A 13,828-nucleotide genomic window follows, 5' to 3' on the forward strand; every position below is an offset into this window, starting at 1 on the left:
TTCCCGATACAGGCATAGCGTCATCAAGACCGCATCGAGCGCGCCTGTCCACGGCAAACCACCTTCATTGGCCGTGGGGCCCTGCCATCAACGTTGCCCGTCGCCGACGCTGATCTTGTCGGCGCGCAAGCCGCCCAGGCGTTCATGCACGCGCGTGCCGGTGGACACGACCAGCGCGTAAAGCAGTTCGTGGGGCCGCGGACTGTCGATGGCGCCAACGTCCATGGTCGTGAAGTGGCTGCGCACATAAGCCGCTTCGATGTGATGCAAGGGGATCTGCAGCCGCGTGCCGGCCGAGGCCACCACTTTGGCCGCCGGCACGATGGACTTGGCCTGGGGCAGTTCCGCCCGCATGGACCAGCCGCCCGCCTCGTGCCAGATGGCGCCATGTTCCAGTTCGCCGCCCAGGCCGACGATGGCGCCCTTGCCATAGGCCTGCACCTTGTCCGCGCCCCCCACCGCCGCCAGCAGCTCCGGCACGATGGCCTTGGCCAGCACCTTGGCGTCCTCCACCAGGCCGGACAGATCTTCGACGTAGCGGCCGGCGTAGGGGTTCTTCAGCACCACGGCGATGCAGGCCATTTTGATCGGCTCACTGCGCGGCGGGCCGCCTTCGTGATAAATGGATTCAACGGTCAACAGCTTCTTGCGGATTTCCACGGGCATGTCTCGGTCTCCAGGAGATATGGGGGTGTTGGATGGGATGGGAAAAAGAAAGGGTTCGCCCAGGCGCATGCTTCAATTCCTGGTCTCCTTTTTTATTCTTGACGGCGGCCCCAGGCGGCCCGCCGTGTCAGTCGCGCGGCGCCGTGCCGAATTCGGCGCCGGCCCAGCGTTCGATGTGGCGGATGACTTCGACGTTGTCGCGCGGCCCGTCGCCCTGCGACAACGCAAATGCCAGGAACTGACGCGCGGCCGGATTGACCCGCATGGGCACTCCCAGCTTCTCCGCCTCGTCCAGGCACATCTTGACGTCCTTGTGCAGCAGCTCGGTGGTGAAGCGCACCGGAAAACTGCGGTCCAGCACGCACTGCGGAATACGTTCCAGCGTGGCGAAGGAGCGGCCGCTGGAAACATTGAGCACGTCCAGCAACGTGCGCGGGTCCAGGCCGGCCTTGACACCGTAGACCAGCGCTTCGCAGCTGGCGATCATGCTGGTGGCGTACAGCGTGTTGTTGATGATCTTGGTGGTCTGCCCCAGGCTGGCGTCCTCGCCCAGATAAAACAGGTTCTTGCCGATCACCCGCAATACGGCCTCCACTTCCTCGAAGGCCGCGCGCGGTCCGGCCGCCATCACGGCCAGCGTGCCCTTCTCCGCCGCCACGGTGCCGCCGCTCACCGGCGCGCCTATCATCGTCACGCCTTGCGCCGATACGATGGCCTCCACCTCCTTGGTCACCGAAGGCCCGGTGGTCGACATGTCGACCAGGATGCGCAGCCCCTTGACGTCCGCCAGCTCGCGCGCCACCTCGGCCACGATGGCCGGCATGGGCAGGCACAGCAGCACCACCGGCGCTTCAGCCGCCAAGGCGCGCACGCTGTCCATGCCACGCGCCCCCGCCTGCACCGCACGCGCCTGCGCCGCGGCCGAACGGTCATGCACCAGCAGTTCATGGCCCGCGTCCAGCAGGCGTTGCGCGAAATGGCGGCCGATATTGCCGACCCCGATCAAGCCCAGTTTCATCTCAGTCTCGCTCCAACGATGCGTGGGGATGCCGGATGCGGATCCCTCTGCCAGCATCCTAGGCAGCGGCGTCCGCGGTGGCGAGTGCTGAATCGGGGGTGGGGTATAACCTGAAGCTAATCGATGGCCTGCACGCGATGAGGGATGGGCCGGGCCGACCTATGCCCCGATGAGGGTCGGATTCAGCCGGGAAGCAGGCCGTGCGCCGGCAAACGCATACACTGTCGGTCATCCCCCGCATTTAATTGAATATTCAGCGGATCTTGCCATCCGCCCGCGCCCTACCGTGACCGATACCTCCCTGCCTTTCTCCTCCCTGCCCCTTCTGCCCGCCTTGCTGGAAAACCTGCAAGGGCTGGGTTTCGAGCAGATGACGCCTATCCAGGCGCACAGCCTGCCCCTGATCCTGGAAGGCCGCGACATCATCGCGCAAGCCAAGACCGGCAGCGGCAAGACCGCGGCTTTCGGCCTGGGTGTGCTGCAAAACCTGGATGTCAGCCGCCTGGTCCCGCAAGGGCTGGTGGTCTGTCCCACCCGCGAACTGGCCGACCAGGTGGCGCAGGAGTTGCGCCGGCTGGCCCGCCTGATCCCCAACGTCAAGATACTGACGCTGGTCGGCGGCGCCCCTGCCCGGCCCCAGGCCGAATCGCTCGCGCGCGGTGCGCATCTGGTGGTGGGCACGCCTGGCCGCATCCAGGACCACCTGGAACGGGCCAGCCTGGACCTGTCCAACCTGAACACCCTGGTGCTGGACGAGGCCGACCGCATGGTGGACATGGGCTTCCATGACGACATCGCCGCCATCGCGGCGCAATGTCCGGCCAAGCGCCAGACCCTGCTGTTCTCGGCGACGTATCCCGACAACATCCGCAAGCTCAGCGCCCGCTTCCTGCGCAATCCGGCCGAAGTGAAAGTGGCGGCGCAGCACGATGCCAGCCGCATCGAACAGATCTTCTATGAAATCGGCGAGAAGGACAGACTGGAGGCCGTGGCCACGCTGCTGGCCCACTTCCGTCCCGTATCCACACTGGCTTTCTGCAACACCAAGATCCGCAGCCACGACCTGGTCGAACATCTGCGGGCCAAAGGCATCAGCGCCCAGGCGCTCAATGGCGACCTGGAACAGCGCGAGCGCGATGAAATCCTGATCCAGTTCGCCAACCAGAGCTGCGCCGTGCTGGTCGCCACCGACGTGGCCGCGCGCGGGCTGGACATCCAGAACCTGGGCGCCGTGATCAATGTGGACGTGACCAAGGACACCGAAGTCCACGTGCACCGTATCGGCCGCAGCGGCCGTGGCGACCAGAAGGGGCTGGCGCTGAGCCTGTGCTCGCCCGAGGAAATGCGCTTCGCCACCCTGGTCGAGCAATACCAGGGGGCGCCGCTGCAATGGGCCGATTTGAAAACGCTGCGGCCCAAGGCCGACCGGCCCCTGCGCGCGCCCATGGTCACCCTGTGCATCCAGGGCGGCAAGAAAGACAAGCTGCGTCCCGGCGACCTGCTGGGCGCCTTGACCGGCGACGGCGGCCTGACGTTCGAACAGGTGGGCAAGATCAACATCACCGAGTTCAATGCCTACGTCGCCCTGGATCGGCAGATCGCCAAGCAGGCGTTTTCGCGCATCTCCAACAGCAATATCAAGGGCCGCCGCTTCCGCATGCGGTTCCTGGAAGAATTTTGAGCGGGCCGGCCTGCCATCGTGCCAGGCGATGTCAGGGAACCGGACTCCGGACTCCAGTCACCGGGCTCGGGGCACCGGGCTCAGGTCACTGATTTCAGGTCACCCGCAGTCGTCTTGCGCAGCAATTCGATGAACTTGTCGGCGTGGCTGCGGCCGGTGTCGAAGACCGACCGCACCACGCTGGGATAGAGCAGGATATCTTCCGCCAGCGGCAAGACCTGCACGTCGGGCCAGGCCATGCCGGCCATGGTGAACTCGTCGACCACGGCCACACCCGCGCCGGCACGCACCAGGCTGCACGCCATATCGGTCTGGTGGATATGGACGGACACCCGCATCGCCACGCCCGCCTTGTCGAACGCCGACGCCACCAACTGGCCGAAAGGAATATTCGGGTGATGCGCGATCAGCGGATGGCCGCCCAGGTCCGCCAGGCTGACCCGGCGCTTGCGTGCCAGGGCGTGGCCACGCGGCACCACGCACACCATGCGCCCTTCCAGGAAGGTCTCGACGCGCAGATTGGGATGCTCGATGGGCAGCACCGAAATCGCCAGGTCGACCTTCTTGCTCAGAACTTCCTGCGCCATGCCATTGAGCAGGATCTGGACAAAATTTACCTGGATATTGGGGTACTCGCGCACGAATGCCGTGATGGTGGCCGCCACGACGCCACGGCTCAGCGCCGGACTGCAAGCCAGGTTCAAGGTCCCCGACTGGCCGCTGGCCAGGCCACGCGCGAACTCGTCGATGCGCAGCACATGTTCGTAGCAGTGATTCACTTCACGGTACAGCGCCTCCGCTTCGACGGTGGGCACCAGCTTGCCCTTGACGCGGCGGAACAGCGCCAGGCCCAGGGTGTTTTCCGTGTGGGCGACGATACGGCTGAGGGCCGGCTGCGACGTGAACAGCAGCTTGGACGCGCCCTTGATGGAGCCGGTCAGCATGACTGCCCGGAACACCTCCATCTGGCGCAGGCTGAATCGCATGGGGAATGCGCTCTAAAAAGTCAGCGGCCCTTGAAGACCGGCTCGCGCTTGGCCATGAACGCGGCCACGCCTTCGGCATAGTCCTCGCTGCGGCCCAGTTCGGCCATCATGCCGCGTTCCAGTTCAAGCTGCTGCGCCAGGTCATTACCCAGGCTGGCGCGCAAGGCGCGCCGGGTATGAACCAGCCCTTTGGTCGGCGCCTGTGCCAATTGCCGCGCCAGGCTGTCCAGCGTCGCGTCGAATTCCTCGTCCGGCACGCACTGCCAGATCATGCCCCAATCCTGGGCCTGGCGCGCGCTGATGCGATCGCCCAGCAAGGCCATGCCCATGGCGCGGGCGCGGCCCACCAGGCGCGGCAGCACATAGGTGCCGCCCGAATCCGGCAGCAGGCCCAGCCGGCAGAACGACTGGATGAAGCTGGCCGACGCCTTGGCGATGACGATGTCCCCCGCCAGCGCCAGATTGGCCCCGGCGCCCGCGGCCACGCCGTTCACGCCCACCAGCACGGGCATGGCCAGGGCATCCAGGCGGCGGATCAGCGGGTTGTAGTTTTCACCCAGGGTCTGGCCCAGGTCGACGGGCGGCGCGCCAGGTTCGCGCTTGCGTTCGCCCAGGTCCTGGCCGGCGCAAAAACCACGGCCGGCGCCGGTCAGCACCAGCACGCGCGCCCCGCCCTCGCCCGCTTCGACACGGCTCATGGCGTCACGCACTTCCTCGTGCATGGCGGCCGTGAAGCTGTTCAGCTTGTCCGGGCGATTCAGGGTAAGGCGGGCGACGCCCGCTTCGATCTGGAACTGGATGTCTTGATAGGACATTCTCGTGTGTCTCCTCCGGGCGCTGCCGCCCTTAAACTTTCAGGAAATGTTCCCGGTAATAAGCCAGCTCGGCGATCGACTCATAGATGTCGGCCAGGGCCTCGTGGCGGCTCTTCTTGTCGAAGCCGCGATAGACTTCCGGACGCCAGCGGCGCGCCAGTTCCTTCAAGGTGCTGACGTCGAGGTTGCGATAATGGAAGAACTGTTCCAGGCGCGGCATGTATGCGAACATGAAGCGGCGATCCTGGCTGATGGTATTGCCGCACAAGGGCGATTTGCCCGCCGGCACGTGCTTGGCCAGGAATTCCAGCAAAATGTCCTCGGCCTGGGCTTCGCTGGTGGTGGACGCCTTGACCTTGTCGATCAGGCCGCTTTTGCCGTGGGTGGACTTGTTCCAGTTGTCCATGGCGTCGAGCTGGGCGTCGGATTGGTGCACCACGATGACCGGCCCTTCGGCTACCACGGTGAGGTCGGGTTCGGTCACAACCACCGCGACTTCGATGATGCGTTCCTTCTCCGGATCCAGTCCGGTCATTTCCATGTCGAGCCAAACCAGGCGGTTCTCGTTCAGAGCCATATAATTTGCCTTATAAAAAAGCGATTTTCTCACACCGGCTGCTCATCGTTCCCATGCTTACACTCTTGTTCGTCGTCCTGCTGCTGGCAGGCATCATTGTCCGGGTCTGGCTTTCCAGCCGGCAAATCCGGCATGTGGTGCGCCACCGCGACGCCGTACCGCCGGAATTTGCCGCCCGTATCGGCCTGGCCAGTCACCAGCGCGCCGCGGCCTACACCGTGGCCCGCGTCCGCCTGGGCATCAAGGAAAGGTTCTTCGACGCCGCCGTGCTGATCGGGCTGACCCTGCTGGGCGGCCTGCAGGCCATCGATACCTGGGTTTCCGGGCTGACCAGCCACGATTTCCTGCGCCAGCTGCTCCTGATCGCCGCGGTGGGCCTGCTGTTCGCCCTGCTGGAGCTGCCCTTCACCCTGTGGCGCCAGTTCCACCTGGAAGGCCGCTTCGGCTTCAACCGCATGACCCCGGGCCTGTTTTTCCGCGACGCGGTCAAGGGCCTGCTGCTGACCGCCATCATCGGCCTGCCGCTGGCCGCCGCCGTGCTGTGGCTGATGGCGCAAGCCGGCGCCTATTGGTGGCTGTGGGCCTGGGCCCTGTGGATAGGCTTCAGCCTGCTCACCCTGCTGCTGGCGCCCACCGTGATCGCGCCGCTGTTCAATAAATTCACGCCCCTCAAGGATGCCGACCTGTCCAACCGTATCCAGCAACTGGCGCAACGCTGCGGCTTCGCCATCAACGGCCTGTTCGTGATGGACGGTTCGCGCCGTTCCGGCCACGGCAATGCCTACTTCACCGGCTTCGGCAAATCGCGCCGCATCGTGTTTTTCGACACCCTGCTGGCCCGCCTGGACGGCGCCGAGATCGAGGCAGTGCTGGCGCACGAGCTGGGGCACTTCGCCCACCGCCACATCATCAAGCGCATCGTCATGAGCTTCGTGCTGGCCTTGGGATTCTTCGCCCTGCTGGGCTGGGTGGCCGGACAGCCCTGGTTCTATACCCAGCTGGGCGTCCTGCCCCATATGAACGGCCGCAACGACGCCATGGCGCTGCTGTTGCTGTTCATGGTGGTGCCGGTCTTCACTTTCCTGTTCACGCCCCTGAGCAGCTGGTATTCGCGGCGCGACGAATTCCAGGCCGACCGTTATGCCGCGCAGCAGAGCTCGTCGACGCAATTGATATCGGCGCTGGTCAAGCTGTATGACGACAACGCCGCCACGCTGACGCCCGACCCCGTTCACTCGGCCTTTTATGACAGCCATCCGCCCGCGGCCATACGCATCCGGCACCTGAACCTGGCGCCCGTCGCGCCGGCGGTGGCGGTTCATTCATGAGGCCGCGTCCGCAGGGCAGTCCCGCTCCCGCCGACCGTCCCGGCCTGGTCCAGGGACGCGTCATCGGCGGCCATGGCCGGCATTTCCTGGTCGAATTCGCCGATGGCTCCCAGCGCCTGTGCTTTCCCCGAGGCAAGAAGGCGGGCGCCGCCGTCGGCGACCAGGTCATGGTTTCACTGGAAGGACGGGACGATGGCGCCATCGATGCCATCCTGCCGCGCAAGAACCTGCTGTACCGCTCCGACGAAATGCGCAGCAAGCAGTTCGCCGCCAATGTGGACCGGCTGTTCATCGTAGTGGCGGTGCAACCAACTTTCTCCGACGACCTGGCCGGCCGCGCGCTGACCGGGGCGTGGAGCGCGGGCATCGAGCCCTATCTGGTCTTGAATAAAGTGGACCTGGGAACCGGCCTGGCCGAGGCGCGCGCGCGTCTGGCGCCGCTGGCCCGCCTGGGCGTGCCGGTGCTGGAAGTCAGCGCGCAGGACCAGGACCAGGCCCGCGCCGTCCTGGCGCCGCATATGAACGGCCACGCCAATCTATTACTGGGCCAGAGCGGCATGGGCAAGTCGACGCTGCTCAATGCACTGGTGCCAGGCGCCGCCGCCCCGACGCGCGAGCACTCCACCGCGCTGGACATGGGCAAGCACACCACCACCAGCACGCGGCTCTACCACCTGCCCAGCGGCGGCGACCTGATCGACTCACCCGGTTTCCAGGGCTTTGGCCTGGGCCACCTGTCGGGCGAGGATATCGTGCGGGGTTTTCCGGAATTCAAACCGTACGTGGCGAATTGCCGCTTTTACAACTGCGCCCATCTGCATGAGCCGGGTTGCGGCGTCTTGGCGGCCTTGCGCGAAGGGAAGATCGAACCGGCGCGGCATGCCTTGTACGAGCGCATCGTCGCGGAGAACGCAGCGCAGGGGCGTTACTGAGGCCCTGCGTTACTGAACGCCCGGCGTTATTGAACCCGGGCGTTGCATAAGCCCGGCTTTGCTGGAACCCGCTTACTAACGCTCGTCGCGTCCGCCGCCCAGCAGGTAGTACAGATTGCGCAGCATGGCGGCGGTCGCCCCCCAGATGAAGAAATTGCCCCAGGGCATGGAGTAGTACTGCCGCACCCGGCCATCGGGCAATTCCGCCCGATGCAAACGATGATTGGCCGGGTCGACGATGAAGCTCAAGGGCACTTCGAACACTTCCGCCACCTCGAAGGCATCCGGCGCCAGCGTGAAGCCGGGCCGCACCAATCCCACCACGGGGATGACGGAAAAACCGGTTGCCGTCATGTAGCGTGGCATGGTCCCCAGCACTTCGACGTAGTCCGGCGTCAGCCCCGTCTCTTCCTGCGCCTCGCGCAAGGCGGCGGCCACCGGGCTGGCGTCGCTGTCCTCGATGCGGCCGCCGGGAAAACTGATCTGTCCCGCATGGTCGTGCAAGTGCGCGGCGCGTTGCGTCAGCAGCACATACACCCCATCGGGCCGCGTCACCAGCGGCACCAGGACGGCGGCCATCACGGGCGTGCCTTCGCGTCCCGGATAACGCGTGTCGTCATTCAGCGGCAATTGCACCGACCAGGACCCTTCTCCCGTCAAGTGATCGCGCAGCGCCTGTTCGCTTAGCCGCGCGAGCGGCAGCGCCGGCAAGCCGTCATTGGCCACCACCCAGGGGGTGGATGCGGGATCGAAGGCTGGCCCCGCGGCAGGGCGGCGTGGGCGCGCAGGAGAAGGTCGGTCTGACATATGCCTATGAAAACAGGGCCTGTGAAAATATGCCTAGGGGATATGCCTGTGGGATATGCCTGCAAGAAACAGAAAAGGCACCCTGCGGGGTGCCTTTCCCATGGGAGTTACCCCATGCAGTCGCGGAAAGGGCGGCACGCGAGCGCCGCCCCTTCATCTCCGCATCCCTGCACGCGTACAAGCCATATGGCCAGTCTCGCATGCGGGACACGGACATCGCGATCAGGACGCGGCCTTGGCCGACTGAGCGGCAGCCTGACGGCTGACCAGCTTTTCCTTGATACGCGCCGACTTGCCCGAGCGGTTGCGCAGGTAGTACAGCTTGGCACGACGCACGTCACCACGACGCTTGACTTCGATCGAGGCGATTTGCGGCGAGTACAACTGGAACGTACGCTCGACGGCTTCACCCGACGAGATCTTGCGCACGATGAAGGCCGAATTCAGGCCACGGTTGCGCTTGGCGATGACCACGCCTTCGAAGGCCTGGACACGCTTGCGGTTACCTTCAACCACGTTGACGCTGACGATGACGGTGTCGCCGGGGGCGAACTCGGGCAACGTCTTGTTGTCGCCGAGCAGGCGCTTGATTTCTTCCTGTTCCAGGATCTGGATGAGGTTCATTTGAACTCCTGATTCATCATATCTGTGCGGGATTCGCGGCCATCACAATGGCTTGCGCGCGCCTTCGAGAAGAAGGCCCGAGTAAACCGCCGGGATGTCTTGCCAGTAAAGTCGCCACGACTATGTATCGCCACAACCACGAGGGTTGCTTTGCGGAAAAGACTTCCGTTTTAGCCGCACGCAGAGGATGAGTTTTGGCAAACAGGCAATTCTACATGAAATCAGTCAGTTACGTAAACCATCCCGCTCAGAATCCCAACGCGGAACCCAGCCACATCATGCCGGGAATCATGGCGGCCCACATGCCGACCAGCAGGACATCCGTCACCATTTCGCGGACGCTGACTTCGGCGGGGTTGACGGCCTTGCCGACCGGGGCGGCATGGCTGCCCTGCTCCGGCACCGGGCGCGTTTGGCTGCTGCCCGAGACATGGCCCGGGGCCTGCGCTGGAGCATGATCCTGGGGCACCGGGCGGAACGGCCAGTTCCCTGTGAGCTTACCCACCAGCTTCCTGGGCAGGCCAGCCGCCGGCCGGCCGTTGCCGAGGCGCTTGCCGCGCGGCGCCGTGCCGGGCGTGGCACCCGCGAGCGCGCCGAAAGTACCGGCGATGCTGCCGGAAATGTCATGGGAAAAAGCAGTGGAAAATTGCGGTTGGGCGGCAACGGTCATGGTGGGCTCCTGGCTGGCGCTTATGCGTCAGGACTAAGCGTCTGCGCGGCGGGTGATACAACGGGGCCGGGCTGGTCGAACAGGCTCAATTGCGGGGACGGCGCCCGGTTCTGCCGTCCCGCCGCGCCGCCCGCCGGGGACGGCGCGACGAATCGTTGGGTATCCAGCTCCAAGCGCTGGCGGTTCAAGCCGTGCTTGCGCACAGCCAATTCGAAACGTTGACGCAACAGGTCGGCCCAACCGCCGGTGCCGCGCATACGCGTACCGAAACGGGGATCGTTGCGCTGGCCGCCCCGCATGTCCTCGATGCGATGCAGCACACGCTGCGCGCGATCGGGGAAATGGGCCTGCAGCCACTGTTCGAACAGATCCTTCACTTCCCACGGCAGGCGCACCACCGTGTAGTTGCCGTAGTAGGCGCCAGCCTTGGCGGCGGCTTCGAGGATACGTTCCAGATCGACGTCGTTGATGAAGGGAATGACGGGTGCCACCAGCACTCCCACCGGCACGCCCGCCTCGGTCAGCTTGCGCACGGCCTCCAGCCGGCGCTGCGGCGCCGAGGCGCGCGGCTCCAGGGTGCGAGACAGGTCGTTGTCCAGGGAGGTGATGCTGATATAGACGGACACCAGGTTGCGCTGCGCCAGGGCGCTCAGCAGATCCAGATCGCGCTCCACCAAGGCATTCTTGGTGACCAGGGTCAGGGGGTGGCGGGTTTCCAGCAGCACTTCGAGCAGGCCGCGCGTCAGGCGCCAGTCACGCTCGATAGGCTGGTAGATGTCGGTAGCCGAGCCCAGGTTGATGGGCGACACCCGGTAACCAGGTCGCGCCAGCTCCGCACGCAGGGCGTCCACGGCATTGGCCTTGGCGACCAGCCGGGTTTCGAAGTCCAGGCCGGGCGAATAACCCAGATAGGCGTGGGTGGGCCGGGCGTAACAATAGACGCAACCATGCTCGCACCCACGATAGGGGTTGATCGCCTGGTCGAAGCCGATGTCCGGCGAATCGTTGCGGGAAAGGATGCGGCGCGCCTGCTCGACTGCCACGGTCGTGGCCAGTCCGCGCGGCGGCTGGAAATAAACAGGGACGGTCTGAGCGGGGTCGTGGTCGACGGCGGCACGGCGCTCGTCCTGCTGGAACCGATGTCCAACATTAGTAACCGCACCCCGACCGCGCAAGGCGGCGGGGGCGGCAGCCGGGGACCCAGAACCGGCGGAAGCAAAATGTTCAGTGCGTTCCATGAAAGTACTGTACAAGCATCCAGTACTTGATGCAACCCACTGAACGTCGTTTTGCGACGACGGTTCACTTTACTCCAAGACCGCCCGGCATGAGCAGGTATATTTTTTCTGCTGTGGCTTTGAAGCAAAACCCATATAAACAGCGCGTCTCCGCCGAAGTGCTCACTTCAATAACGGTTCCGCGGGGCTTGACAAACCGCCCTGCCGGCGTTCATCGCAACATGCCGGCGGCGGCGGTTTGATGCGTCGCTTCGTCGATCAGGATGAAGGCGCCGGTGGACGGATTTTGCGCATAGGAATCGACCGTCAATGCTTCGCGCGTGGCGATCACCACGCGACCGATATCGTTCATCGACAGGCTCGCATCTACCGCTTCGATCTCTTCGAGTTCATGGATGTCACGACGCGAGGTCACCTGCTTGATGCGTGCCGCGGTCAGGCGCGTACCGTGTTTGAGCAGATACTTGCGCGCGGGATTCAAGGCTTGTGCATCGAACCAGCACAGCTCGGCTTCGAACTCCCGCGCGACACGCGCGGGCGCGTCCACATGCGCGAGCACGTCGCCCCGCGACACGTCCACATCACGATCCAGTTCCACCATGACGGAGTCGCCCGCATATGCGCGCTCGCGCGTTTCCGTATGCGCGAGGATGCGGCGCACGCGTGCGGTGGCGCCGGCCGGCTGCACCAGCACCTCGTCACCGACCCGCAGGGTGCCGCTGGCGACGCGGCCCGCATACGCGCGGAAGTCGGTGGCGGTATCGCCATCATGGCGCGCCACCCACTGCACGGGGAAACGCAGCGGCGCATCGGCGGATGCATCGCGCGTGTCCAGTGCTTCAAGCAAGGGCAGCAACGGTTGGCCGTCGTACCACGGTGCGGCGTCGCTGCGGTTCACCACGTTGTCGCCGCGCAGCGCGGAGATCGGCAGGGCCTGGTAACGCTCGATGCCGATGCGGCGCGCCAGGTCGGCATAGGCCGCGTCGATGCGCCGGAACACCGCCTCGTCCCAATCCACCAGATCCATCTTGTTGACGGCCACCACGATGTGGCGGATGCCCAGCAGATGGGCCAGCATGCTGTGCCGCCTGGTCTGCGGCAGCAGTTGCCCGTCGGCGGCGCGCGTGGCGTCGATCAGGATCACCGCGACGTCGGCGGTGGACGCGCCGGTGACCATGTTGCGCGTGTACTGTTCGTGGCCCGGCGCGTCGGCGATGATGAATTTACGCTGGGGCGTGGCGAAGTAGCGATAGGCCACATCGATGGTGATGCCCTGCTCCCGCTCCGCTTCCAGGCCGTCGGTGAGCAGGGAAAAATCGATGCCGTCACCGCTGACGCGCTTGTGCTTGGCACGCGCGATAGCGTCGAGCTGGTCGGCGAACACGCCCTTGCTGTCGTACAGGAGGCGGCCGATCAGGGTGGACTTGCCGTCATCGACCGAGCCGGCGGTGATCAGGCGAATGACGCCGCCGTCGGTGGACGGCAGGAAGGATTCATTGATGGCGTTCATAGTGATGTTCAGTTCCAGTCGACGGCTTAGAAATAACCTTCACGCTTGCGCCGTTCCATGGACGCCTCGGAGGTCTGGTCGTCCATGCGCGTGGCGCCGCGCTCGGTGATGTCGCTGATGGCGGTTTCGGCGATGATGGCGATGTTGTCGGTCGCGTCCGATGCCACGGGGCAGGTGCAGGAGATGTCGCCGACGGTACGAAAGCGCACCGACACGTTCTCCACCTGCTCCCCGTCCTTGGGCGGAGTCAGCGGCGTCACCGGCACCAGCAGGCCGCTGCGCCGCACCACGTCGCGTTTATGGGCGTAATAAATAGACGGCAGGGCCAGTTGCTCGCGCTCGATGTACTGCCAGACGTCCAGCTCGGTCCAGTTCGAGATGGGGAACACGCGCATGTTCTCGCCGCGATGCACGCGGGTGTTGTACAAGTCCCAGACCTCGGGCCGCTGGTTCTTGGGATCCCACAGGCCGAATTCGTCGCGGAAGGAGAAGATACGCTCCTTGGCGCGCGCCTTCTCTTCGTCGCGGCGGGCACCGCCGATACATGCATCGAAGCCGAACTCGGCGATGGATTCCAGCAGGGTCACGGCCTGCGCGGCATTGCGCGAATCGTTTTCGCGCCGCAACACCACCGAACCGCGCGCGATGGAATCCTCGACGCTGCGCACGATCAACTGCTCGCCCAGCTCGGCGGCGCGCGCGTCACGGAAGGCGATCACCTCGTCGAAGTTATGGCCGGTGTCCACGTGCAACAGGGGAAAAGGAAAACGTCCGGGACGGAACGCTTTCTCCGCCAGCCGCAGCAGGACGCAGGAATCCTTGCCGCCGGAAAACAGCAGGACGGGGCGCTCGCATTCGGCGGCCACTTCGCGCATGATGAAAATGGCTTCGGATTCCAGCCAATCCAGATGGCTGCGGGTGTGTTGAACGGTGGACATATGGCTCTCGAAAAACAGGAATCCCATGGCGGGGGTTC

General features: G+C 65.0%; 14 protein-coding genes. 3 read left to right on the top strand and 11 right to left on the bottom strand.

The annotated features are described in order from the left end of the window. Positions 1–87: 87 nt before the first annotated feature. The gene (locus tag CEY05_RS26705) at positions 88–666 is read right to left on the bottom strand and encodes an amino acid synthesis family protein (protein ID WP_088600303.1); all 579 of its coding nucleotides are present in this window, start codon (positions 664–666) and stop codon (positions 88–90) included. A 127-nt stretch (positions 667–793) separates the two neighbouring features. After that, a complete protein-coding gene (locus tag CEY05_RS26710; protein ID WP_088600304.1) occupies positions 794–1,684 on the bottom strand; it encodes an NAD(P)-dependent oxidoreductase in 891 nt (296 codons plus the stop codon). Positions 1,685–1,970: 286 nt separating this feature from the next. Here CEY05_RS26710 and dbpA point away from each other — a divergent pair, with 286 nt between their 5' ends. Continuing rightward, the gene (dbpA, locus tag CEY05_RS26715; protein ID WP_088600305.1) at positions 1,971–3,365 is read left to right on the top strand and encodes an ATP-dependent RNA helicase DbpA; all 1,395 of its coding nucleotides are present in this window, start codon (positions 1,971–1,973) and stop codon (positions 3,363–3,365) included. An 80-nt stretch (positions 3,366–3,445) separates the two neighbouring features. Here the strand turns inward: dbpA and CEY05_RS26720 are convergent, their stop codons facing one another. From CEY05_RS26720 to orn, 3 genes are read right to left on the bottom strand one after another with little or no spacing between them, the layout of a single operon-like run. Then, positions 3,446–4,351, bottom strand: coding sequence for a LysR family transcriptional regulator (locus CEY05_RS26720; RefSeq protein ID WP_088600306.1), 906 nt, complete (start codon positions 4,349–4,351; stop codon positions 3,446–3,448). Positions 4,352–4,371: 20 nt separating this feature from the next. Further along, entirely contained in the window at positions 4,372–5,166 is a 795-nt protein-coding gene (paaG, locus tag CEY05_RS26725) for a 2-(1,2-epoxy-1,2-dihydrophenyl)acetyl-CoA isomerase PaaG (RefSeq protein WP_088600307.1), read from the bottom strand. Between the two features lie 31 nt (positions 5,167–5,197). Next, on the bottom strand, positions 5,198–5,743 hold the full coding sequence (gene orn, locus CEY05_RS26730; protein WP_088600308.1) for an oligoribonuclease: 546 nt from the start codon (positions 5,741–5,743) through the stop codon (positions 5,198–5,200). A 53-nt stretch (positions 5,744–5,796) separates the two neighbouring features. On the opposite strand from orn, the gene CEY05_RS26735 reads away from it, so the two are divergent. Then, entirely contained in the window at positions 5,797–7,071 is a 1,275-nt protein-coding gene (locus tag CEY05_RS26735; protein ID WP_088600309.1) for a M48 family metallopeptidase, read from the top strand. Continuing rightward, positions 7,068–8,003 carry a ribosome small subunit-dependent GTPase A gene (rsgA, locus tag CEY05_RS26740; RefSeq protein WP_088600310.1) on the top strand — a complete coding sequence of 312 codons (936 nt, stop codon included), beginning with the start codon at positions 7,068–7,070 and terminating at the stop codon, positions 8,001–8,003. Before CEY05_RS26735 ends, rsgA begins: the two co-directional genes overlap by 4 nt. Positions 8,004–8,078: 75 nt before the next feature. Here rsgA and CEY05_RS26745 read toward each other — a convergent pair whose 3' ends face one another. The 6 genes from CEY05_RS26745 to cysD all read right to left on the bottom strand — a co-directional run bounded on the left by CEY05_RS26745 (position 8,079) and on the right by cysD (position 13,790). Then, positions 8,079–8,810, bottom strand: coding sequence for a CoA pyrophosphatase (locus CEY05_RS26745; RefSeq protein ID WP_088600311.1), 732 nt, complete (start codon positions 8,808–8,810; stop codon positions 8,079–8,081). A gap of 222 nt (positions 8,811–9,032) precedes the next feature. Next, positions 9,033–9,434 (bottom strand): 50S ribosomal protein L19, encoded by a 402-nt coding sequence (gene rplS, locus CEY05_RS26750; protein WP_088600312.1) that lies wholly within the window; start codon positions 9,432–9,434, stop codon positions 9,033–9,035. Positions 9,435–9,681: 247 nt separating this feature from the next. Next, entirely contained in the window at positions 9,682–10,104 is a 423-nt protein-coding gene (locus tag CEY05_RS26755) for a hypothetical protein (RefSeq protein ID WP_088600313.1), read from the bottom strand. Between the two features lie 20 nt (positions 10,105–10,124). Continuing rightward, a complete protein-coding gene (locus tag CEY05_RS26760; RefSeq protein WP_088600314.1) occupies positions 10,125–11,342 on the bottom strand; it encodes a PA0069 family radical SAM protein in 1,218 nt (405 codons plus the stop codon). A 211-nt stretch (positions 11,343–11,553) separates the two neighbouring features. Next, positions 11,554–12,852 carry a sulfate adenylyltransferase subunit 1 gene (locus CEY05_RS26765; protein WP_088600315.1) on the bottom strand — a complete coding sequence of 433 codons (1,299 nt, stop codon included), beginning with the start codon at positions 12,850–12,852 and terminating at the stop codon, positions 11,554–11,556. Between the two features lie 26 nt (positions 12,853–12,878). After that, positions 12,879–13,790 carry a sulfate adenylyltransferase subunit CysD gene (gene cysD, locus CEY05_RS31855; RefSeq protein ID WP_233161720.1) on the bottom strand — a complete coding sequence of 304 codons (912 nt, stop codon included), beginning with the start codon at positions 13,788–13,790 and terminating at the stop codon, positions 12,879–12,881. Positions 13,791–13,828: the final 38 nt, after the last annotated feature.

Source organism: Achromobacter sp. HZ34, from assembly GCF_002209485.1.
Taxonomy (GTDB): Bacteria; Pseudomonadota; Gammaproteobacteria; order Burkholderiales; family Burkholderiaceae_B; genus Bordetella_C.